Below are 20,331 nucleotides of genomic sequence, written 5' to 3'. Positions count from 1 at the left end.
GTCTCGGCGGTTGATGTCGGTGGCCAGGGTGGTGGGGTGGGGAAACCGTCCGGCAACGGCGGAACTGGTACAGCCAGAGTAGGAGACAGGTCAACAGCAACATCATAGCGGGCACGCCAACAGGGGGGCGGCACGGTAGCAGGATGGCAAGCAAGAAGCAAATTCAGGTAGTGGGCTCGCTTGGAAAGGTTGTGGTCTGGCACGGTGCGTACGACCAGCGTATTGGCGCGCGGCAGTCGTCAAACACAAAATCGCTACCCATGACGTATATGGCAACCTGGTCGGCGAAACCAATCTGGCCGGCCATGGCAATGAGAGCGGGCAGTTGGAGTACGAAATTTCCTGCTTCAATGGCGTTAAGCATGGCGAGGAAAGGCACTGGTTTGCCTCGGGGGCCAAGCTACGAATATGGCGTAAAAATAGAATCCAAGACCTGGAATGATGATGGGGAATTGGTTGCGGATTTTAGAATTTCGCCAGACTCAGCCAATTTCTCATTGCTTCAGAAAAGAAGGGAGAAGGGCTGGGGTGTTTCATCGCCTGAGTAGCGATTTTACCAATTGATCGGCGCGCCTTGTGGTTTCTGGCAAGCGATATTTGGTGCATAACGTCAGTGTCCACGCACAGGCAGTTGGCAATGAAACTCGATGGCCCGTTGAAACGTAAACTGGCTTGATGCCGTTTTGAGTCCGCAAAGCTCGACCGACAATTTCTCCATCATCAACAAGGGGCGCGTAGTCGCCCCTTGTTGTTCCTACCGCTTCATGGGTTCCCCGCAATAGTGTCTTGCCGCAGCCAATCGTAGGAACATCGAACAGTATGCCGACATGGCACGCCAAACCGAAACGTCGAGGATGGGCGATTCCTTGTCCATCGCAGATGATTAGATCGGGTTTGCATTTCAACTGGCTCAGCACCTTGGCAATTGGCGGCAATTCCCGGAACGAAAACAGCCCTGGAATGTAGGGGAACTGGGCAACATCTTCCGCGATAGCCTGCTCGATGACAGTAAGCGATGCGGCATCCAGCACGACAGCGGCGGCAACCAGTCGATCACTCTGTTCGTCGTAGGCTACGTCTACGCCAGTCACCGTATTAACGTTGTCTAGCCGATCATTGCGCTCTACACGGCCCGCGAATTGGCGCTGAAGCTCAAATGCCTCTACTTCGTTCAGTTTCCAATCGTGGAAAACAACTTGCTCCATATCCCACCACCTCCTGCATTGGAGTGTATCACCAAGGACTACGTTTACCACTACTGCTACACCCTGGATGGCCGGTGTACGTTTACATCTCGCCCACAGCGATTTTTCTGTGAAACAGCGGCAGCGTTTGCTGCTGTTTCGCTTAAAAATGCAGCAAATGTCAGCGCTTGCTGAGGATGGCTGCTGTCGAGGTGCTTAATGATTGGGCAGTTTGGCTGCGGTGACGCAGCCACCAGCCGGACAGCTGGTGGGCTGCCCATTTGGGTAACCGGATGCGGTCATCTACGATACCCTGGGCCGGCAGGTGGCGTGGCGGGATTACCTCACCGACACCGCCAGCCGCAGCGAGTTGGATGCCAACGGCAACCTGACCCATATCTGGCACGATGTGTTGGCCAGGTCTTTGACCGGTTGGCTGTCGAATCCCAGTAGTTGTGCTGCTGTAATCGTTGCCATGGTGTGTTGTGGAAAGGATGGCAGACCTGTATGAATTGTTCCTTGCCTGTCCTGGCATAGACCTGTCTGTAGATAATTGGCAATCAGTGTGTGTTTGGCCACACCGCTGAAACGAGGGCCTGTAGTGCGCTGGACGCATTGACGGGTCGCGGCGATAATGCATCAAAATACAGGTGCCTATGCGTTGATGGTTTCCGGCGGTGGTCTAGCTGGGTTCTCTATCGGATCAAGATCAGCGGTGGCTTTGATTTGTTGTCAGTAAAATCAATTGGATAGTTTATAAAATGCTCCTGATGATCGATAACTATGATTCCTTTACCTACAACCTTGTCCAGTACTTCGGCGAGCTGGGGCAGGAGGTGGTGGTGCATCGCAATGATGAGATTTCGCTGGACGAGATTGCCGAGCTGAAGCCGAAGTATCTGGTGTTGTCGCCAGGGCCGTGTACGCCGAATGAAGCTGGCGTGTCGGTACCGGCGATTCATCGTTTTCAGGGGGAATTGCCGATTCTGGGGGTGTGTTTGGGCCACCAGAGTATTGGGCAGGCGTTTGGTGGCAAGATTGTGCATGCCAAACAGCTGATGCATGGCAAGGTGTCGCCGGTGCATCATCTGGATGTGGGGGTGTTCAAGGGTTTGCCGAATCCTGTGACATGTACTCGTTATCATAGTCTGGTGATCGAGCGTGAAAGTTTGCCGGACTGTCTGGAAATTACGGCCTGGACAGACGATAGCGAGATTATGGGGGTACGCCATAAGACTTTGCCTATCGAGGGTGTGCAGTTTCATCCTGAATCGATCTTGACTGAGCAGGGCCATCAGATGCTGAAGAACTTTCTGGATGCATTTGCCTGAGCATGCTGGACTCGGGCTTGTCTCGGCAAACAGTGCTGTTGCGAGACGGTTATTTGCAACTTCCGGCCGCGATTGATGCAGCACTGTGTACACGGCTGAAAGCGGAACTTCCTACGCCAATGGGGCGAGCAGGGCTCCGTGACTTGATGGCAACATCTCCGTTGTGTCGCCAGCTGGTGTTGGGTGAATTGCAAGCATTGGCAGCCGTGTATTTACCACAGGCGAAGCCCGTTAGGGTGTTGTATTTTGACAAGACACCAGCAGTGAATTGGTGTGTTGGATGGCATCAGGATCTATCGATTGCAGTACAGGCCCGCCGTGAATGGACGGGTTTTACCGGGTGGTCTCGCAAGGCGGGTGTTTGGCATGTTCAGCCACCAGATGCTGTATTGGCAAGTATGCTGACATTGCGCTTGCATCTTGACCCCACGCATGCGGGCAATGGTGCGTTGCAGGTGGTGCCGGGTTCGCACCGGTACGGGCGCTTGCCTGTGGCTGAGTGTCGGGCGAAGGTATCCCAAGCTGACATTGTTTGTTGTGAGGCAGCACCAGGTGACATTTTGTTGATGAGGCCTTTGCTGTTGCATGCATCTGCACCCAGCATCCAGCCTTTTCATCGTCGCGTGTTGCATATTGAATTTGCGGCAGCGGCGTTGCCGGGTGGGTTGGCTTGGCATGAATTTGGAGAAACATCCGAGATGCGTCGGGTGATGTGACAAAGCAGCGCCAGAACAGAGGCGCTATCAAGCTGGGAGTATGCAAATGATCACCCCTCAGGCCGCGTTGAACCGGCTGATTGACGGAAACGAGCTGTTTTACGACGAAATGGTGTCGCTGATGCGCCAGATCATGTCTGGCCAAGTGGCACCTACCCAGATTGCGGCCATCTTGATCGGGTTGCGGGTCAAGGTAGAGACAGTTTCAGAAATTGCAGCCGCAGCGGCGGTGATGCGAGAGTTTTCAACCAAGGTGCCGGTGCGCGATCGTTTTCACCTGGTGGATACCTGTGGTACGGGTGGCGACAAGGCGCATACGTTCAATATCTCGACCACGTCGGCTTTTGTGGCGGCGGCAGCGGGTGCCAAGGTGGCCAAGCATGGTGGCCGATCGGTGTCGTCCAAGTCCGGCAGTGCGGATGTGCTGGAGGCGTTGGGGGTCAATCTGAATCTGACACCGGAGCAGGTCGGGCAGTCGATTGACGATATCGGGGTCGGGTTCATGTTTGCGCCCAACTATCATTCGGCAATGAAATATGTTGCACCGGTCCGTAAAGAGCTGGGGGTGCGGACGATCTTCAATATTCTGGGGCCACTTACCAATCCAGCCGGGGCTGAGCATCAGGTGATGGGCGTGTTCCACCCTGATCTGGTGGGGATTCAGGCAAGGGTATTACAGCAGTTGGGTAGCCACCATGTCATGATCGTGCATGGCAGCGATGGGCTGGATGAAATTACCCTGAACGGGGATACCTTGGTGGCTGAATTGAAGCATGGCGAAATTCATGAATACCGTATCAACCCAGGGCAATTCGGTATACGGCAAACTGAGCTGGATGCGATCAAGACACTGGATGCGGAGCAGTCAGCAGCCATGTTGCTGAGCGTGCTGGATAATGAACCAGGCCCGGCGCGGGATATTGTATTGTTGAACGCGGGGGCGGCAATCTATACCGCGGGTGTTGCGCATAGCCTGGAGACAGGTATTGAGCGGGCGCAGGATGCGCTGGAGAGCGGTGAAGCCAAATACCGGTTGCAACGATTGATCGAGTTTACCAATCTGCAAGGCGCATGAAGGTTTGTAATGGCAAACAAAAAGGGTGTCGACTCGACACCCTTTTTGTTTGCACCGTAGTTCAGCTTAGCGCACTGCCAGTAATTCCACTTCAAATACCAATGTTGCATTGGGAGGAATGACACCGCCCGCACCACGTTGGCCGTAACCCAGCTCTGGTGGAATGGTCAGTTTGCGCTTGCCGCCGATTTGCATGCCGGCAACACCTTCATCCCATCCCTTGATGACTTGGCCACCACCAAGGTGAAAGCGGAATGGATCATTGCGATCAACGCTGGAATCGAACTTGCTGCCATCAGTCAGCCAGCCTGTGTAATGCACGGTGACGAATTGGCCAGGGTTGGCCGTGGCGCCTTCGCCAACGACCAGATCGTCGATAATCAGGCCGGATGGGAGTTCAGTCGTACTCATGGCAATCTTTCTTGTACTTTGGCAAACCTGTAAGCCTACCTCAAGCCGCTTGAATCCGGAAGCGTCGTACCAACGAATCGAGCATTTCTGCAGTATTGCGCAAATCAGTTGCCAGGTTGGCGGTTTGTTGAATGGCGGAGTTGTTCTCCTCGCTCATCTGCGCAATTTTCTCGATATTCTGGGCAATTTGCGTGCTGGCAGTGCTTTGTTCTGAAATTGCGCTGGAAATTTCGGCCATTTTACTGGTGGTGGACACGGTAAACTGACTGATTTCCGATAGCGAATTGGATACTTGCTGAGTCAAGGCCACGCCGTTGTTGACCTTATCACTGGCTGACCCCATGCTGCGGACAGCAGAGCCTGTATCGTGCTGGACTGCGTCAATGACGCTTGAAATTTCCGCTGTTGCCTGGCTGGTGCGTTCGGCCAATTTGCGGACTTCGTCGGCAACGACGGCAAAGCCGCGCCCTTGCTCACCAGCACGGGCCGCTTCAATGGCGGCATTCAAGGCCAACAGATTCGTTTGATCGGCGATGTCCTTGATGACCTGAACGATGCCACCGATCTCCTGTGAGCGTTGGCTGAGCGAGCCGATGACCGATGTTGATTCAGAGATGACGCTTGCAATATTGTTAATCTCGCGTGCAGTGTTACCCGCGATTTCGGAGCCTTTGTTGCTCAGGTCTCGCCCCTTCTGGGCATCATGCTCGACCTCTTTGGCGCTGCTGGCCACAATGTTGATGCTGACGGTCATTTGTTCGACAGCAGCAGCCGTAGAGGAGGCCGCTTCCGATTGTAGGCCGGATGCCTGAGCGACTTGTTCTGACGCTGTGTTCAGATCATGTGATGCCATACGCAGTTTGTTGGCACTGGCCTGTGCTTCACTCAATACTTTGCGCAGGTTTTCAATCAAGTTGTTGAATGCTCGCGATGTCAGGCTGATTTCGTCGTGTCCATCCGACTGGATGCGACGGGTCAGATCGCCGCTGTGTTCGATTTCTACCATGGTGGCTTGTAGCTGAATCAAAGGCCGGGTAATCGAACGGGTGATCAACCAGGCGGCAAATAGGCCAACCAATACTGCCACGATACTGATCGTCAACGCAGTTTGCGTCGACATCTTGGCGGACAGAATGGTGTTTTCGGCACGCGCCTTGGCATGGGCCAGCTGTAACTCCTGGAACTTGCTGATGCCTTGCTCCATTTCGTGAATGGGCTTTTTATATTCCGACATGGCTTTGTTGGCTTCGGCGGGGCCGGGGTACGTATTGGCCTTGACTGCGTCATGTATTTTGTTGAAGCCAGTGGAGTAGGTGGCCAGGGCATCATCAAATTGCTTGATGATGTCTTTTTCCTGGTCATCCGCCAGAGCCTGGATTTTGGCTTCAGAGGATTTGAACTGACTCATGGCGCCATCCCATTTTTTCTTGTATTCGTCCACTTTGGCCGGGTCTTGCAGATTGATGATCAGATCCTTTTCAAACCGGCGTAGCAGCATGGATCGATACAGCATGTCGGATGCGGCGAATCCGGCAGCGATCTGCTCATCCACCAAATGAACAATGTCATCCCGTTGCCGGACGCCTGCGATGAAGCTGAGTGCGGAAGTAACTACCAGCAAGGTGATCAGGACGCCAAATCCAATGGCAATTCTGGCACCGATACGAACATTTGAAAGCATTGGAATGACTCCTTCAGCGCGGATGCTTATCCTGTTATAGCTGTCTTTTCAGATGGATGGCGGGTTGATTGCAAGGGATGACCTTCTGTATAGGCCGCTGTCCACTGGCGGGTTTGCAAAAAATCGGCAGAAATTCCGACAACATGTTCATTCCGGGCTAGAATCGCGCCCAGATTTAAGTTTCAGTGGAGATGGCAATGCGTATCGGAACCCCGCTATCACGCGGTGCGACTCGGGTCATGTTGTTGGGTAGTGGCGAATTGGGTAAAGAAGTGATCATTGCCCTGCAACGCCTTGGTGTGGAAGTGATTGCAGTGGATCGTTATCCGCACGCACCGGGCCATCAGGTGGCGCATCGCTGGCATGCCATCAATATGGCTGATCCCGTTGCGTTGCGTACCCTAGTTGAACAGGAGCGGCCCCATCTGATTGTGCCGGAGATTGAGGCGATTGCTACCGACGAATTGTTGGCCATCGAGCGGGCCGGCCTGGCGGAAGTCATTCCGACTGCGCGTGCCGCCAAGTTGACCATGAATCGCGAAGGTATTCGCCGTCTGGCTGCCGAAGAATTGGGTCTGCCGACATCACCCTATGCGTTTGCTGATAGTTTGGCCGTATTGCAGGCTGCCATTGATGATGGGATTGGTTACCCATGCTTGGTGAAGCCTGTGATGTCTTCGTCAGGTAAAGGTCAATCAACGGTGTATGGCCCGGATGAAGTTGCCGCCGCCTGGGACTATGCAGCAGCTGGCGGGCGTGTGAACCAGGGGCGTGTGATCGTCGAAGGATTCATCGATTTTGACTATGAGATTACCCAGCTGACTGTGCGCGCAACAGGGCAGGATGGTGGGATCGACACTCACTTCTGCGAGCCGATTGGTCATGTGCAGGTAAAGGGTGATTATGTCGAGAGCTGGCAGCCGCAGCCGATGAGCCCGGTGGCTTTGCTGAAGTCACGCGAGATTGCCAAGGCCGTGACGGATAACCTGGGCGGCCGTGGGTTGTTTGGCGTGGAACTGTTCGTGAAGGGCGATCAGGTGTGGTTCTCGGAAGTAAGCCCGCGACCACACGATACCGGCTTGGTGACCTTGTGTTCGCAACGACTGTCTGAATTTGAATTGCATGCCCGGGCAATTCTCGGGCTACCGGTGGATGCCGGTATGAAGCGCCCCGGCGCCTCAGCGGTCATCTATGGCGGGATGGATGCAGCAGGAATCGCTTTTGATGGCGTCGATGAGGCACTGTCGGTGCCGGAGTCCGATCTCAGGTTGTTTGGTAAGCCGGAAGCGTTTGCGCGGCGCCGCATGGGTGTCGCGTTGGCAAACGCCGATGAGGTGGAGGGTGCGAGGGAACGGGCCAAACTGGCGGCGTCCAAAGTGGTACCGGTCGAGGTGGCGTGATGGCTGAACTGACGCCTTATGAGTTGTTGGGTGGCGAAGCTGTCGTACGCCGTCTGGTCGATCGATTCTATGACTATATGGAACAGGACCCACGTGCCAAACACCTTCGTGATATGCATCCGGCTGATTTGACCGGTTCTCGTGACAAACTGTTCATGTTTCTGTCAGGCTGGCTCGGTGGGCCGGACCTGTTCGTACAACAGTTTGGTCACCCGATGTTGAGGGCTCGCCATCTGCCTTTTACAGTGGACGAAGAAGCGCGTGATCAATGGATCATGTGCATGCTGCAGGCGATGGAGGAAATTCCGATGGATGACACGCTGCGTGAACATCTGGAGGTATCATTCTGGAAGACTGCGGATTTCATGCGGAATCGCTGACTCTCAGCTGAGCATGCGTTCAGGCTGTCAGATCAAAAACCGACTGTCTGGCTTCTTGGGTATAACCTCGGATGGCCGGGTTGTCATCCCCATTCAGGGAGCGGCTGACTTCCGTCTCTGCCGCGCGTAGCTGGGCTTGTTCGGCCCGCGCTTGAATTTCCATCTGGTTGGCCTGTGCGGCAATGGCACGGTCCTGAGGGGATGGGTCACTTGGTGCCAGTGCCGCAGCGCGAACCAAGCGCGCTTTTTCAATGGTTTCTTCCGGTGTGTTGCCGGGGGAAACATCAATGCTCACTTCTCCGCCAATGGCGTAATTCTGACCATCTGGCCCACGTTGATAGACATAGCTTGCGCCACCTCTTGCCAAGCCGCCACTGGCGGCAATATGGGCCAATTCATGCGCCCTGACTTCCCGGTCACGCTGTTGCAGCCTGTTCAGGTTGATTTGATCAACCTGTTCCTGGCGGACAGTTTTGTCGCCGGGGCTGTTGGTATCGCCACGGGATGAGGTAACGGGCATGCCTGTGTTTGCTGATGTGTCGGCATCACTGGCTAATCTGGCTGAGGCCGTACAGGCGGCACACGTGCATCCTGGCGAGTGCAGGCGGGCAACGCCGGATGAATATGACAAGCTGGCCGTGGTGGCACTGATGGCACTGGTCATTGTGCAAATCAGAGTTGTTTCTATACTGCGATTATAGTGCCTGAGAATCCAGTACAGGCTGGCCTGGATAGTTGATCTGGTTGATGAATTGGATGAAATGTTTTGAGTGTTTGGCTGCAGTTTACGGGGTGTTGAAGCGCGTGGGTTGTTTTACCTGAATGTCGGGTTCGATTTTATTGAAGTGATGCTGAATATGAGCGTTGGCCGCTGAGTTAGAGAATTCTAATGTAAGGGAGGCGCGCCGATTGATGGGCTCGCAAAGGAGGTTGGGATGGGCTGGCGACTCAATATGCTGGCGTGTTTCTTGGTGACCTGTCTGCCGCAGGCCGGAGCCTGGGCGGAGGAGGATGACCTAATGCTGGATCCTCCCATCATCGCGCCGAATCCCGTACCCAGCCCAATTTCCATTCCACTGAAAATACGTCTGATCGACCCGGAACTGATGCCTGCTTTACCACTCTCCCTGCAGCCCAAGCCGGGTTTCCTGCTTGAGCCACCGCCTGATCCTGTTCAACAGGTTAAAGACCGTGAATTGCGCAAAGCCATGTCCCGTCGTGTTGAGGTGCAGTTCGGTGGCGAGCGGGTCAAAGTACGGGTGCGCAAGCGCGGAATCATCGTCAACTGGGTATTTGATTGACGTCAGACTGTTGTGCTTCCTTGTTGCGTGATGTCACCTCATCGGGTTGGGTAGCTTGCTGCCAAGCCTTCAGGAACGCTTTCAGAATGCGTTGTTCGGCATGGCTGCGGCCTTGCAGCGGTAAGGGTACTTGCAGTTCCAATTCGATTTTTTCGTGATCTGGCCAGCGGATGCGTACCCAGGGACCAACGCCCGGCATGTCGAACGAACGGTTACGTTCCAGCATCTGTACATGGTGGTTGACCTGATCCAGATAGGGCTGGCATTCGTCAGTGGCTGCTTCCAGCAGCAACCTCTCCGCCCGTTGCCAATCTGTACTGACGGGAAGCGGGATACTGATCAGATGTAGTGTGTAGTCACCCAATAATGCATCGTTGAACGCAGGCTGCCCAAACAACAGACTGTTGGGGATGGTTGCCAGCCGGGCGACCGAGCTTTGACCGCTGGCCTGTTTGCTGACCAACAAGGTGGTGGACAGTAGATTGAGGTCGACCACTTTACCCTTGACGCCATTCAGCTCCACCATGTCACCTACATCAAACGCATGCGAGCTGGTGCGATAGATGGCCCCCACCAGGCACATGATCAACTCGCGGGTGGCCACCACAATGGCTGCCGTGACGGCCACGACAGATACCGCAAAGGTGCGGATCTCGCTTCCCCAGATAAAGATGAGCCCAAACAGGAAGATCAGCAGGCCAGTATTGCGCAGGCTGACCAGCCAGCGTCGGCGGATTTCGATCGACAGATCGTCACGCGATACGATGGCTCGTCGTACCAGTACACGCAGCGCGAGCAGCAAAACGGCCAGCATGCCACTACTGATCAGATCAACAAGAATCGCTTTGTCGTGAATAAAAGGCATAGTCGGTGGTTCCAGTCAAACAGATTAAACGGTTGGTACGATGTGCGGCGTCCGGGGGGTATGCCGGGTAGCGGCAATAGGGGGTTTGGAGTAACCTTGACGCTTTACGTTCACCGGGTCGGGCCAACAGTGCCCAAAATGGTGGTGCGATGGTGGCCAAACGACACCTTTGCAGATGCCATGGCCCATGCTGTTTTCAGGATCATCCCCATGCAAAAAATCGTGATTGCCAGCAACAACGCCGGCAAGCTGCGCGAATTCGCCGCCTTGTTGGCTCCCCTGGATTTCGACGTGATTCCGCAAAGTGCCCTGCAAGTGCCGGAAGCGGAAGAGCCGCATTGTACCTTTGTCGAGAATGCCCTGGCGAAAGCGCGTCATGCTGCGCGCCTGACTGGGCTGCCTGCACTGGCAGATGACTCCGGTATTTGCGTCAATGCATTGGGTGGGGCGCCGGGTGTGTATTCTGCCCGTTTTGCAGGTGAGCCGAAATCGGACGAGCGCAACAATGTCAAGTTGCTGGACGAACTGGCTCACCAGTCGGATCGCCGCGCCCATTATTATTGTGTACTGGTGTTCGTGCACCATGCAGATGACCCGCAACCGATCATCGCCGAAGGCGAATGGCATGGCGAAATTCTGGCCTCACCCCAAGGGGCAGGTGGCTTCGGCTACGATCCGTTGTTCTGGGTGCCCGAACATCGGCAAACGGTGGCACAACTCGAAGCTGGATTGAAGAATCAGCTGTCTCATCGCGGCAAGGCGTTGGCTGCGCTGGTTGCCCGGTTGCAGCGCGCATGAGTGGTATCGCTTTGCCGATGGGGCGCCACACGTGGCGATTGCAGGCTTTGCCACCGCTGGCCTTGTATATCCATATGCCTTGGTGCGTGCGCAAATGCCCATATTGCGACTTCAACTCGCATGAGGCGAAGGGTGAAATGCCGGAACAAGCCTATCTGGATGCGCTGGTGCGTGATCTGGAGCTGGCGTTGCCTGCCATCTGGGGGCGGCGGGTGGTATCGATTTTCTTCGGGGGTGGTACACCCAGCCTGTTTTCTGCTGCCGGGTTGGATCGGCTGTTGTGTGACATTCGCGCCCGCGTCAATTTGCACACTGATGCTGAAATCACGCTGGAGGCCAATCCGGGCACGTTCGAAGCTGACAAGTTTCGCGACTACCGCGCAGCAGGGATCAACAGGCTGTCGATCGGCATCCAGAGCTTCAATCCACGACACTTGAAGGCACTGGGCCGCATTCATGATGACAACGAGGCACGGCGGGCCATCGAGATTGCGCATCGGCATTTCGACAACTTCAATCTGGATCTGATGTATGCCTTGCCCGGCCAGACCATGGCGGAAGCCAGCCAGGATTTGCGTACTGCCGTCGCGATGGAATCGACGCACCTGTCGGCCTATCATCTGACACTGGAGCCCAATACCTTGTTTTACCGTTATCCGCCTGAATTGCCGGATGACGAACAATCTGCCGATATGCAGGAAATGGTGGAGTCTGCGTTGGCTGAAGCGGGTTTCGATCATTACGAGACATCCGGTTTTGCCAAGCCCGGCCAGTATTGCAAACATAATCTCAATTACTGGCAGTTTGGCGATTACCTGGGCATTGGCGCAGGCGCGCATTCCAAGCTATCGTTCCATGATCGCATCGTGCGGGAGATGCGCTATAAACAACCTGCCCAATACATGCAACAGGTGGCGGCAGGCACGCCGGTGCATGAGCACCGTCAGGTCAGTCTGGACCAACTGCCGTTCGAATTCATGATGAACCTGATGCGATTGACGGGTGGTTTCCTGCCGCAGTTGTTTGCTGAACGCACCGGGTTGCAGTTGACGGTGGTCGAGCAAGCATTGCAGCAGGCTGAGCAAAAAGGCTTGGTCGCCCGTGATCACACCTGTATCCGGCCCACGCTGACGGGCCAGCGTTTTCTCAACGATTTACTCCAACTCTTTCTCACTGAGGAGCCCACATGAAAAAAGAAATCATTGCCACCGATCACGCGCCCAAAGCCATTGGTACCTATTCGCAAGCCGTTGTGGCGGGCAATACCGTCTACATTTCCGGCCAGATTGGCCTGGACGCAGCCACCATGCAGATGGCTGACGGTTTTGAAGCCCAGACCCATCAAGTGTTCAAGAACCTGCGCGTGATCTGTGAAGCGGCTGGCGGCACTACCCGTGATATCGTCAAGCTGAACGCCTACCTGACGGATCTGGGCAATTTTGCAAAGTTCAATGAAATCATGTCCCAGTATTTTGCAGAACCCTATCCTGCACGTGCAGCCGTTGGTGTAGCCAGCTTGCCACGTGGTGGCGTGGTGGAAGCCGATGCCGTGATGGTACTGAGCTGACCTGCTGGTTGGGTATGGCTTAATGCGGCCGGGTTATTTGCCCGGTCGTTTTTGTTTTTGCGGTAGTGCAATTGTGAGCCAGATGGTGGGAACGCCGTATCGATGCCGCTTGGCTGCTATAATCGCTGCCTTGATTCCTTGTTTCTGGACGTATTCATCTTGCCGCTCATCTCTGTTGACAACGCCTGCCTGGCTTTTGGCCATCATCCCCTGCTTGATCAAGCATTCTTGAATCTCGATGCCGGCGAACGGGTCGGGGTCATCGGCCGCAACGGTACCGGCAAGTCGTCGTTGTTGAAAGCCTTGGCGGGTCTGGTCAAGCTCGATGACGGCATCATCCGTTTTGCCAGTGATGCCAAGGTAGCCTATGTGCCACAGGAGCCCCTGTTTGAAGCGGGTCAGACAGTGTTCGATGCGGTGGCAGGCGGGTTGGCTGATCTGGCGGGCCTGCTGCGCGAATACCATCACTGTACCCAGCAATTGAGCACGGATGCAGATCCGGATGCGACCCTGGCAAGGATGCAGATACTACAGACTGAGCTGGAGGCACGGGATGGCTGGCGTTTCAATAGCCTGGTGGAGTCAACCTTGTCAACGTTGGGGCTGGCGGCAGACAAAGCGGTGGATGAACTGTCGGGTGGTTGGAAGAAGCGGGTGGCACTGGCTCGGGCCTTGGTGGCTGAGCCCAATGTACTGCTGCTGGATGAACCGACCAACCACCTGGATGTGGCCGCGATCGAATGGCTGGAAGGTATCTTACGCGCCTTTGCCGGTGGCGTGGTGGTGATCACCCATGACCGACGTTTTCTGGATAATGTTGCGACCCGGATTGTAGAGTTGGATCGTGGCTTGTTGCAGAGCTTTCAGGGTAACTTTGCAGCCTATCAGCTGAAAAAGGTGGAGATGCTGGAAGTCGAAGCCATTCACAACCGCAAGTTCGACAAATTCTGGGCACAGGAAGAGGTCTGGATCCGCAAGGGAGTGGAAGCACGCCGTACCCGTAACGAAGGTCGCGTTCGCCGTCTGGAACAATTGCGCCGCGATCGGGCAGCTCGTCGTGAACGGATGGGGCAGGTCAATTTCTCGCTTGACGCGGGTGAGCGTTCGGGCAAGCTGGTGGCGGAACTGGAACAGGTCACCAAGGGTTATGCCGGCCGTACCTTGATCAAGGACTTCACTACGCGAATCCAACGCGGCGACCGGATTGGTCTGCTGGGCTCCAACGGCGCGGGCAAGACCACATTGCTCAAGCTGATTCTGGGTGATGCACAGCCGGACAGCGGCACGGTGCGTACCGGTACCAACCTGCAGATTGCCTATTTCGACCAGTTTCGCGAACAACTGGATGATGAGATGGCCATTGTCGATGTGATCAGCCAAGGGAGTGACTTCATTCAGATTGGTAACGAGCGCAAGCACATCATGAGCTATCTGGGTGATTTCCTGTTTGCACCAGAACGGGCCAGATCGCCGGTCAAGTCGCTGTCGGGTGGGGAGCGTAACCGCCTGTTGTTGGCCCGTCTGTTTACCAAACCCGCCAATGTACTGGTGCTGGATGAGCCGACCAACGATCTGGATATCGAGACATTGGAGTTGCTGGAGCAACTGGTGGCCGATTACACCGGCACGGTATTCCTGGTCAGCCATGACCGCGCTTTTCTGGATAATGTCGTCACCCAGGTGATTGCGTTTGAGGGTGATGGCCTGTTACGCGAATACCCGGGCGGCTATGAAGACTATCAAGCCGCCAAGGCCAGAATGGCCAGCCAGAAACCAGTCGACAAGGCGCCGGTGGCGGCGAAGCCGGTCGAGGCCACACCGGCAAAGAGTCGGCAGGTCAAATTGTCATTCAATGAAACCCGCGAGCTGGCGGCCTTGCCAGACGAAATTGCCGCACTTGAGGCCGAGCAGGCTGACATCAATATGCAGCTGCTGGCGCCGGATGCTTATAAGGCCGATCCACAGCAGTTGAAAGCCTGGCAAGGTCGAATCGACGAAATCGACGAGCTGTTGCTGGAGAAGCTGGCGCGCTGGGAAGTGTTGGAAGACAAGCAAAAAGGTGGTTGAACCCTTGAGTGATTGGTATCGCTGCTCGGTCGACGCTATGCAATACACAATCGTTTGTTGAATAAGCAAATGCCCACATCCGAATGTGGGCATTTGCTTTTCGGCCGCGTCAGAATCAATGCTTGGCTGCGCGACGGGCCGTTTTGGCAATGTTGACGGCTTGTTGTGCCTGCTGACGATCACCTTGCATGGCGATGTTGACATCAGCTTCTTGAATGGGGGTAAAGCGTGACATGAACTCATCTGCCTTACGCACCCAGATACCGGGCTCGAAGGGCCATAGATGTTCATAGACGATCACTTCGCCGGCGTCATCGGCATGGCGGGCGTGGGTGATGAAACGATACAAGCCACCGTCGATGTGGCGGTAGAACGGGGTGTTGATGGACATGACATACACTCTAGGTAAATGGGTTCTGCTGCCATCCGTATGGATGTTCGGCTGCGCAGTTTACCTTGCCGACAAGCCGAAGCCTATCGGGAGCGCGCCGGCCTCGCTGGCAGACGAGGAATACACCGCGTGTCAGGCCGGTTGACACGATGGATTGATGAGAAATCACACACGAGGAAAACATGTTGAAGACAAAAGCTGCAGTTGCCTGGCAGGCCGGTGCGCCGCTGACGATTGAGGAAGTCACGCTGGATGGCCCGCGTGCCGGCGAGGTGCTGGTAGAGGTAAAAGCTACCGGTATTTGCCATACCGATTACTACACGCTGTCCGGTGCCGATCCGGAGGGCCTGTTCCCGGCTATTCTTGGTCATGAGGGGGCGGGTGTGGTGCTGGAGGTTGGTGCTGGCGTGACCAGCCTCAAGGCGGGCGATCATGTGATCCCCTTGTATGTGCCAGAGTGCCGGCAATGCAAGTTCTGCTTGTCGCGCAAAACCAATCTGTGTCAGGCCATTCGCACCACTCAGGGTAAGGGGCTGATGCCAGATGGCAGCTCGCGGTTTTCGATCGATGGTAAGCCAATCCTGCATTACATGGGGACATCCACGTTTGCGAACCACATTGTGGTGCCGGAGATCGCGCTGGCAAAAATCCGCCCGGATGCCCCGTTCGACAAGGTGTGCTACATCGGTTGCGGTGTCACGACCGGCGTCGGCGCCGTGGTGTGGACAGCCAAGGTGGAGGCGGGCGCCAACGTGGTGGTATTCGGTTTGGGCGGAATCGGCCTGAATGTGATTCAGGCGGCGAAAATGGTGGGTGCCGGCAAGATCATTGGTGTAGACATCAACCCCAGTCGCGAAGCCATGGCCCGCCGCTTTGGCATGACGGACTTCGTGAATCCGCGCGAAGTCGGGAACGTGGTCGATCACATCGTGCAACTGACGGATGGTGGGGCTGATTATTCGTTTGAATGCATCGGCAATGTGGATACCATGCGCCAATCACTGGAGTGTTGTCACAAAGGTTGGGGTCAGTCGATCATCATTGGGGTGGCTGGCGCGGGGGAGGAGATCCGAACCCGACCTTTCCAGTTGGTGACTGGGCGCGTCTGGCGTGGTACGGCTTTCGGTGGCGCGCGTGGCCGAACGGATGTACCGACCATTGTTGACTGGTATATGGAAGGCAAGCTGAATGTGGATGAATTGATCACCCATCAATTGCCGCTAGATCGTATCAATGAAGGTTTTGATCTGATGAAACGAGGCGAGTCGATCCGCTCGGTCGTGGTGTTTTGACAAACGTCGCCTATAGGCCGAACCGGGTTGTCGGCACGGCCTGCAAGGCGACCAGCTCACGATGTACCGCGAGAGAACGTGTCGCATTGGCGCATATCACCGGTCTCGAAACCCCGTTTGAACCAATACATACGCTGCTCCGACGAGCCGTGGGTAAAGGCATCCGGTACAACGTGGCCGGTGGCGTTGCGTTGCAAGGTATCGTCACCAATGGCATGGGCCGCGGTCAGGGCTTCTTCCATGTCGCCTGGGTCCAGCAATTTGCGTTGGTGGGCATAGTGGCCCCAAACGCCAGCCAGGCAATCTGCCTGGAGTTCAAGTTGAACGGATAGGGCATTTGCTGCTTTTTTACCCAGGCCTTGCTGCTTCTGGTGAACCTGGCCTGACACACCCATCAGATTTTGCACATGATGGCCGACTTCATGGGCAATCACATAGGCTTGTGCAAAATCACCGGGGGCAGCAAAGCGTTGCTGCAGTTCCTCGAAAAAGCCTAAGTCCAGATACATCTTTCGATCGCCGGGGCAATAAAACGGCCCAACTGCTGAGCTGGCCCGCCCACAGGCAGAGGATACTGCTTGTCGGAACAGTACCAGCTTGGGTCGCTCATAGCGTGCTCCAGCTTGCTGGAATAACCGGTCCCAGGTGTCTTCAGTGTCACCCAGCACAGCGGACACAAGCTGTTTACCCTTGTCGAGCGTGCCTGATGGCTGATTGCTTGCAGTATGGGGGGCCGCCTGCTGAGGTGTTTGCTGGGCGGGTTGCAACAAGCCGAGCATTTCCAGCGGGTTTTGTCCCAACAGTAGGCTGATCACCGTAACTGCCACAATGCCGCCTATGCTCAAGCCACCAACCGGCAAGCCGCCACGGCCACCTTCACCCCGTCGGTCCTCGACGTTGTCACTTTGTCGCATGTCATCCCAGCGCATGATATGGCTCCTTTTTGTATGGGCTGGATTGTAGGCTGGGTTGGCGAAAGCTGCATCTTTTACATCTGCCCGTACGGACGCATTTTATGTTGCTACCGTCTGATGAAATGTCGCCACCCTTGCTGGAAGTCCGGATATCATTATTCGATCGTTCGCAAGTGGGGCGCCTTGTGCTGTCCATCCGACATTACCATCATCATGTCACCAGCCATCGCCATGATCATGCCCAACTGGTGTTTGGGCTGTCCGGTGCGCTGGCTTTGGAGATCGACGGCCGACAGAACCTGGCATTGCCGGATCGGGCAGCGGTGATTCCGGCTGGGTGTGTGCATGCCTTTGCTGGTGAAAGCCAATGTCTGGTGCTGGATGCGCCAGGTGAAGAAAGTGCGTTGCAAGATTTGCTGGGTGGATATGCCGATGCAGGCCGTCGCGTGCTGACCATGCCGCAATGCGTTCCGTTGAATCCGATGGCGGCCGGTATGGTGAGGTGGCTGGCAGATGCCCCCTATCTGGATGACGTGCTGGCCAGACATGGTGCGGCGGTTCTGTTGGCGGCAATGAGCGAAGCGGTATTGCCGGCACCTGGGTTATTGCCGTTGACCAAGCTGAACCAGTATATCGATCAGCATTGTGCGCACCCGTTGTCGGTAGCTGATCTGGCACGGCAGGTGCATCTATCTCCTTCGCACTTTCATGCCCGCTTTATCAGCGAACTGGGCCTGGCACCGATGGAGTACGTCAGGCAGCGACGCATGCAGCATGCCCAGTATCTGTTGCAATCTACTGCGTTGCCAATAGGCGAGGTGGGCGAACGGGTGGGCTATGCCTCGCAAAGTGCCTTCGCTCAGGCGGTACGCCGGGCCTATGGATTGGCTCCGCTGACGTTGCGTCGTCAAGCGCAATCAGCGTCTCAAGACAAAACACCCTAGTTCGACGACAGATTTCCGCCCGCACGGACTCTACACTGCGTGCTCACCAATGATTGGAGTGCGATGTGGTTCGAGGGGTGTCATTCGGTGTCATGGCCGGTGCATTATGGGGAGGTATTTTCCTGGTGCCGCAATGGTTACCGGGATTTTCGTCATGGGAATTGTCAGCAGGTCGATATCTGGCTTATGGCCTGCTGTCGTTGCTGATGTTGGTGCCTGTCTGGCGTGAATGTTGCCAGGGGCTGACACGGCGGGACTGGCTGGCATTGGTCAAGCTGAGCTTGCTGGGGAATCTGGTGTACTACGTATTGGTGGTGCTGGCGGTGCAACGTGTCGGGGTGGCACCTACTTCGCTGATCATCGGTTGTCTGCCAGTATTGGTGGCCATGCTGGGTGCGCGAGCAGGTGCAGGCTTGTCGCTGCGTAAACTGACCTGGTCGTTGGTGACGATTGTGCTGGGTGCTGGATGTATTGCTGGCGATGTGTGGTGGCAAGGGCGGCAAATGGCTGCAGGTGCCTGGTTCGACCGATTGCTGGGTCTGGTTTGTGCTGTGGGTGCATTGTCATGCTGGGGGCTATATGCCGTACATAATGCTCAATATCTACAGCGTAGGCCGGCTTTGGGCAGCAAAGCCTGGTCATTGTTGACTGGTGTGGTGACGGGCGGTCTGGCACTGATCATGGCGGTGCCGATTTGGGGAATGACCAGTAACGCACCTGCTGACAAATCGTGGCTTGGATTCTGTTGGTTGATGTTGGCGACAGCGCTGGGCGCTTCGGTGATTGGGAATGCGTTGTGGAATGCCGCTTGCCGACGTTTACCGTTGACCTTGAGCGGGCAGCTGATCGTATTTGAAACCTTGTTTGCGCTGTTTTACGGCTTTCTGCACGAATCACGTGGCCCACGTTTACTGGAATGGCTGGCGATGGGGCTGATGTTGGGTGGGGTGACCTATGCTGCATATCTGCATCGGGAAATTGAAAACGATTCCGCGCATTGAGGCGGTGTGACCGGTCATATTCGGGTGATGGATGGTTGTTATTTTCAAAATGCTTGTCATATAGACTGCTTGGCACGATTCAGGGCATGCGGTGCGATGCTTGCCGGCACCACCATTTTTTGACTGGCAGGACAACCCGTTGCGCACTATCTTGCAGTGAGTGATCCGTTGGCCGCTAGCCCCTGTTCAAAACCTGAATATCAAAAGGAATATGCCATGAAACGTCGCCATTTTATGTTGGCCGCACTGTTGTCGTTGGTAGTGGGAGCCGTACAGGCCGATGTGCTGGATGACATCAAGAAGAAGGGGAGTTTGTTGGTTGGTGTCTCTGATGATTCACCACCGTTCGGTCAGCTTGATCCGAAAACGCGTACCGTATCCGGCTATGACATCGACTTTGCCGCTGCCATGGCCAAGCGACTGGGCGTCAAACTGGTGATCAAACCGATCACCATGGCAGATCGTATCCCGGTGCTGCAAAATGGTCAGGTCGATATGGTAGTTGCTGCATTCACCAAAAATGCTGAGCGAGAACGGCAAGTGGATTTCAGCTACGGCTATTTCATTACTGGCCAGAAGTTCGTGGTGAAAAAGGGCAAAGTGACCAATGTCGAGCAATTGGCCAAGGCATCCATCGCGGCGGTGAAGGGAACGACTGGCGAAAAGGGTGTACGCAAAGAATTACCGAGTGCCAACCTGGTACTGGTAGATGACGAGCCTGCCATGTTTCGTCTGCTGGCCGACGGTAAGGTGGATGCCGTCACCAATGACGAACCGATCCTGGCGGTCCTGTTGAGTAAGATGGCCAATAAGGATCAGTTCGAGATCCCAGCGATCTCGTTGTCGTTCGACGCTTATGGCGTAGCTGTCCGGAAAGGGGAAAAGCGTCTGTTGAAGGAAGTGAACGACGGCTTGGTGGAAATGGAAAAATCCGGTGAAGCGGCCAAGATTTTTGAGCGTTGGTTTGGCAATATGCAGGTGTTCCGCAACTTCAAGATATCCGCGTCGTAACG

The 20,331-nt window shown here is 55.4% G+C and carries 24 protein-coding genes; 15 read left to right on the top strand and 9 right to left on the bottom strand.

All coding sequences use genetic code 11. The annotated features are described in order from the left end of the window. The 3 genes from FFS57_RS25600 to FFS57_RS18965 form a co-directional block, all read right to left on the bottom strand. Positions 1–203: hypothetical protein (locus FFS57_RS25600; protein WP_212749165.1), on the bottom strand; the 203-nt coding region annotated here is incomplete at its 3' end. Between the two features lie 330 nt (positions 204–533). Further along, complete coding sequence (nfi, locus tag FFS57_RS18970) at positions 534–1,205, bottom strand: deoxyribonuclease V (protein ID WP_137939384.1); 672 nt, start codon at positions 1,203–1,205, stop codon at positions 534–536. Between the two features lie 160 nt (positions 1,206–1,365). Further along, complete coding sequence (locus FFS57_RS18965) at positions 1,366–1,581, bottom strand: hypothetical protein (RefSeq protein ID WP_137939383.1); 216 nt, start codon at positions 1,579–1,581, stop codon at positions 1,366–1,368. 364 nt (positions 1,582–1,945) lie between these two features. Between FFS57_RS18965 and FFS57_RS18960 the strand changes: the two genes are divergently transcribed. The 3 genes from FFS57_RS18960 to trpD are packed head-to-tail and all read left to right on the top strand — an operon-like array spanning position 1,946 to position 4,306. Then, a complete protein-coding gene (locus tag FFS57_RS18960) occupies positions 1,946–2,515 on the top strand; it encodes an aminodeoxychorismate/anthranilate synthase component II (protein ID WP_137939382.1) in 570 nt (189 codons plus the stop codon). 17 nt (positions 2,516–2,532) lie between these two features. After that, positions 2,533–3,231 carry a phytanoyl-CoA dioxygenase family protein gene (locus tag FFS57_RS18955; protein ID WP_249384073.1) on the top strand — a complete coding sequence of 233 codons (699 nt, stop codon included), beginning with the start codon at positions 2,533–2,535 and terminating at the stop codon, positions 3,229–3,231. 46 nt (positions 3,232–3,277) lie between these two features. Continuing rightward, positions 3,278–4,306 carry an anthranilate phosphoribosyltransferase gene (gene trpD / locus FFS57_RS18950; RefSeq protein ID WP_137939380.1) on the top strand — a complete coding sequence of 343 codons (1,029 nt, stop codon included), beginning with the start codon at positions 3,278–3,280 and terminating at the stop codon, positions 4,304–4,306. 66 nt (positions 4,307–4,372) lie between these two features. Here trpD and FFS57_RS18945 read toward each other — a convergent pair whose 3' ends face one another. After that, positions 4,373–4,717 carry an FKBP-type peptidyl-prolyl cis-trans isomerase gene (locus tag FFS57_RS18945; protein WP_137939379.1) on the bottom strand — a complete coding sequence of 115 codons (345 nt, stop codon included), beginning with the start codon at positions 4,715–4,717 and terminating at the stop codon, positions 4,373–4,375. Between the two features lie 40 nt (positions 4,718–4,757). Further along, entirely contained in the window at positions 4,758–6,398 is a 1,641-nt protein-coding gene (locus tag FFS57_RS18940; protein WP_137939378.1) for a methyl-accepting chemotaxis protein, read from the bottom strand. A gap of 197 nt (positions 6,399–6,595) precedes the next feature. Between FFS57_RS18940 and purT the strand changes: the two genes are divergently transcribed. Continuing rightward, on the top strand, positions 6,596–7,798 hold the full coding sequence (gene purT, locus FFS57_RS18935; protein WP_137939377.1) for a formate-dependent phosphoribosylglycinamide formyltransferase: 1,203 nt from the start codon (positions 6,596–6,598) through the stop codon (positions 7,796–7,798). Further along, a complete protein-coding gene (locus FFS57_RS18930) occupies positions 7,798–8,178 on the top strand; it encodes a group II truncated hemoglobin (RefSeq protein WP_137939376.1) in 381 nt (126 codons plus the stop codon). Before purT ends, FFS57_RS18930 begins: the two co-directional genes overlap by 1 nt. A gap of 19 nt (positions 8,179–8,197) precedes the next feature. Here the strand turns inward: FFS57_RS18930 and FFS57_RS18925 are convergent, their stop codons facing one another. Beyond that, positions 8,198–8,698: a putative metalloprotease CJM1_0395 family protein gene (locus FFS57_RS18925; RefSeq protein ID WP_171014068.1), complete on the bottom strand. Its 501-nt coding sequence runs from the start codon at positions 8,696–8,698 to the stop codon at positions 8,198–8,200. On the opposite strand from FFS57_RS18925, the gene FFS57_RS25295 reads away from it, so the two are divergent. Next, a complete protein-coding gene (locus FFS57_RS25295; protein ID WP_171014067.1) occupies positions 8,697–8,879 on the top strand; it encodes a hypothetical protein in 183 nt (60 codons plus the stop codon). The genes FFS57_RS18925 and FFS57_RS25295 overlap by 2 nt on opposite strands. A gap of 234 nt (positions 8,880–9,113) precedes the next feature. Beyond that, entirely contained in the window at positions 9,114–9,479 is a 366-nt protein-coding gene (locus FFS57_RS18920; protein WP_137939374.1) for a hypothetical protein, read from the top strand. On the opposite strand, the gene FFS57_RS18915 is transcribed toward FFS57_RS18920, so the two are convergent. After that, a complete protein-coding gene (locus FFS57_RS18915; protein WP_137939373.1) occupies positions 9,460–10,344 on the bottom strand; it encodes a mechanosensitive ion channel family protein in 885 nt (294 codons plus the stop codon). The genes FFS57_RS18920 and FFS57_RS18915 overlap by 20 nt on opposite strands. 210 nt (positions 10,345–10,554) lie before the next feature. On the opposite strand from FFS57_RS18915, the gene rdgB reads away from it, so the two are divergent. The 4 genes from rdgB (at position 10,555) to FFS57_RS18895 (ending at position 14,776) form a co-directional block, all read left to right on the top strand. Beyond that, on the top strand, positions 10,555–11,142 hold the full coding sequence (gene rdgB, locus FFS57_RS18910) for an RdgB/HAM1 family non-canonical purine NTP pyrophosphatase (protein WP_137939372.1): 588 nt from the start codon (positions 10,555–10,557) through the stop codon (positions 11,140–11,142). After that, a complete protein-coding gene (gene hemW, locus FFS57_RS18905; RefSeq protein WP_171014066.1) occupies positions 11,139–12,332 on the top strand; it encodes a radical SAM family heme chaperone HemW in 1,194 nt (397 codons plus the stop codon). Before rdgB ends, hemW begins: the two co-directional genes overlap by 4 nt. After that, the gene (locus FFS57_RS18900) at positions 12,329–12,709 is read left to right on the top strand and encodes a RidA family protein (protein ID WP_137939371.1); all 381 of its coding nucleotides are present in this window, start codon (positions 12,329–12,331) and stop codon (positions 12,707–12,709) included. Before hemW ends, FFS57_RS18900 begins: the two co-directional genes overlap by 4 nt. A gap of 159 nt (positions 12,710–12,868) precedes the next feature. Beyond that, the gene (locus FFS57_RS18895) at positions 12,869–14,776 is read left to right on the top strand and encodes an ATP-binding cassette domain-containing protein (protein WP_137939370.1); all 1,908 of its coding nucleotides are present in this window, start codon (positions 12,869–12,871) and stop codon (positions 14,774–14,776) included. Between the two features lie 115 nt (positions 14,777–14,891). Here the strand turns inward: FFS57_RS18895 and FFS57_RS18890 are convergent, their stop codons facing one another. Further along, complete coding sequence (locus FFS57_RS18890) at positions 14,892–15,167, bottom strand: DUF1653 domain-containing protein (protein WP_137939369.1); 276 nt, start codon at positions 15,165–15,167, stop codon at positions 14,892–14,894. A gap of 185 nt (positions 15,168–15,352) precedes the next feature. On the opposite strand from FFS57_RS18890, the gene FFS57_RS18885 reads away from it, so the two are divergent. Beyond that, complete coding sequence (locus FFS57_RS18885) at positions 15,353–16,459, top strand: S-(hydroxymethyl)glutathione dehydrogenase/class III alcohol dehydrogenase (protein ID WP_137939390.1); 1,107 nt, start codon at positions 15,353–15,355, stop codon at positions 16,457–16,459. Between the two features lie 56 nt (positions 16,460–16,515). On the opposite strand, the gene ypfJ is transcribed toward FFS57_RS18885, so the two are convergent. Continuing rightward, positions 16,516–17,388 (bottom strand): KPN_02809 family neutral zinc metallopeptidase, encoded by an 873-nt coding sequence (gene ypfJ / locus FFS57_RS18880; RefSeq protein ID WP_137939368.1) that lies wholly within the window; start codon positions 17,386–17,388, stop codon positions 16,516–16,518. An 86-nt stretch (positions 17,389–17,474) separates the two neighbouring features. Between ypfJ and FFS57_RS18875 the strand changes: the two genes are divergently transcribed. The 3 genes from FFS57_RS18875 to FFS57_RS18865 all read left to right on the top strand — a co-directional run bounded on the left by FFS57_RS18875 (position 17,475) and on the right by FFS57_RS18865 (position 20,329). Then, complete coding sequence (locus FFS57_RS18875) at positions 17,475–18,317, top strand: helix-turn-helix transcriptional regulator (protein WP_249384072.1); 843 nt, start codon at positions 17,475–17,477, stop codon at positions 18,315–18,317. A gap of 65 nt (positions 18,318–18,382) precedes the next feature. Next, positions 18,383–19,318, top strand: coding sequence for a DMT family transporter (locus tag FFS57_RS18870; RefSeq protein ID WP_171014065.1), 936 nt, complete (start codon positions 18,383–18,385; stop codon positions 19,316–19,318). 216 nt (positions 19,319–19,534) lie between these two features. After that, positions 19,535–20,329 (top strand): transporter substrate-binding domain-containing protein, encoded by a 795-nt coding sequence (locus FFS57_RS18865; RefSeq protein WP_137939367.1) that lies wholly within the window; start codon positions 19,535–19,537, stop codon positions 20,327–20,329. The last annotated feature ends 2 nt before the right edge of the window (positions 20,330–20,331 follow it).

Source organism: Chitinivorax sp. B (genome assembly GCF_005503445.1).
Lineage (GTDB): Bacteria > Pseudomonadota > Gammaproteobacteria > Burkholderiales > SCOH01 > Chitinivorax.
Note: the sequence above shows the minus strand (reverse complement) of the source record. Positions and strands in the feature narration are given on the sequence as shown.

Excerpts from the sequence above, each read along its gene's own strand:
- FFS57_RS18875 (WP_249384072.1), top strand. The coding sequence starts at position 17,475 with ATGTTGCTACCGTCTGATGAAATGTCGCCACCCTTGCTGGAAGTCCGG.
- FFS57_RS18945 (WP_137939379.1), bottom strand. The coding sequence starts at position 4,717 with ATGAGTACGACTGAACTCCCATCCGGCCTGATTATCGACGATCTGGTC.
- FFS57_RS18925 (WP_171014068.1), bottom strand. The coding sequence starts at position 8,698 with ATGCCCGTTACCTCATCCCGTGGCGATACCAACAGCCCCGGCGACAAA.
- FFS57_RS18930 (WP_137939376.1), top strand. The coding sequence starts at position 7,798 with ATGGCTGAACTGACGCCTTATGAGTTGTTGGGTGGCGAAGCTGTCGTA.
- nfi (WP_137939384.1), bottom strand. The coding sequence starts at position 1,205 with ATGGAGCAAGTTGTTTTCCACGATTGGAAACTGAACGAAGTAGAGGCA.
- trpD (WP_137939380.1), top strand. The coding sequence starts at position 3,278 with ATGATCACCCCTCAGGCCGCGTTGAACCGGCTGATTGACGGAAACGAG.
- FFS57_RS18940 (WP_137939378.1), bottom strand. The coding sequence starts at position 6,398 with ATGCTTTCAAATGTTCGTATCGGTGCCAGAATTGCCATTGGATTTGGC.
- FFS57_RS25295 (WP_171014067.1), top strand. The coding sequence starts at position 8,697 with ATGCCTGTGTTTGCTGATGTGTCGGCATCACTGGCTAATCTGGCTGAG.
- FFS57_RS18900 (WP_137939371.1), top strand. The coding sequence starts at position 12,329 with ATGAAAAAAGAAATCATTGCCACCGATCACGCGCCCAAAGCCATTGGT.
- FFS57_RS18865 (WP_137939367.1), top strand. The coding sequence starts at position 19,535 with ATGAAACGTCGCCATTTTATGTTGGCCGCACTGTTGTCGTTGGTAGTG.
- ypfJ (WP_137939368.1), bottom strand. The coding sequence starts at position 17,388 with ATGCGCTGGGATGACATGCGACAAAGTGACAACGTCGAGGACCGACGG.
- FFS57_RS18890 (WP_137939369.1), bottom strand. The coding sequence starts at position 15,167 with ATGTCCATCAACACCCCGTTCTACCGCCACATCGACGGTGGCTTGTAT.
- rdgB (WP_137939372.1), top strand. The coding sequence starts at position 10,555 with ATGCAAAAAATCGTGATTGCCAGCAACAACGCCGGCAAGCTGCGCGAA.
- FFS57_RS18915 (WP_137939373.1), bottom strand. The coding sequence starts at position 10,344 with ATGCCTTTTATTCACGACAAAGCGATTCTTGTTGATCTGATCAGTAGT.
- FFS57_RS18960 (WP_137939382.1), top strand. The coding sequence starts at position 1,946 with ATGCTCCTGATGATCGATAACTATGATTCCTTTACCTACAACCTTGTC.
- FFS57_RS18920 (WP_137939374.1), top strand. The coding sequence starts at position 9,114 with ATGGGCTGGCGACTCAATATGCTGGCGTGTTTCTTGGTGACCTGTCTG.
- purT (WP_137939377.1), top strand. The coding sequence starts at position 6,596 with ATGCGTATCGGAACCCCGCTATCACGCGGTGCGACTCGGGTCATGTTG.
- hemW (WP_171014066.1), top strand. The coding sequence starts at position 11,139 with ATGAGTGGTATCGCTTTGCCGATGGGGCGCCACACGTGGCGATTGCAG.
- FFS57_RS18965 (WP_137939383.1), bottom strand. The coding sequence starts at position 1,581 with ATGGGTCAGGTTGCCGTTGGCATCCAACTCGCTGCGGCTGGCGGTGTC.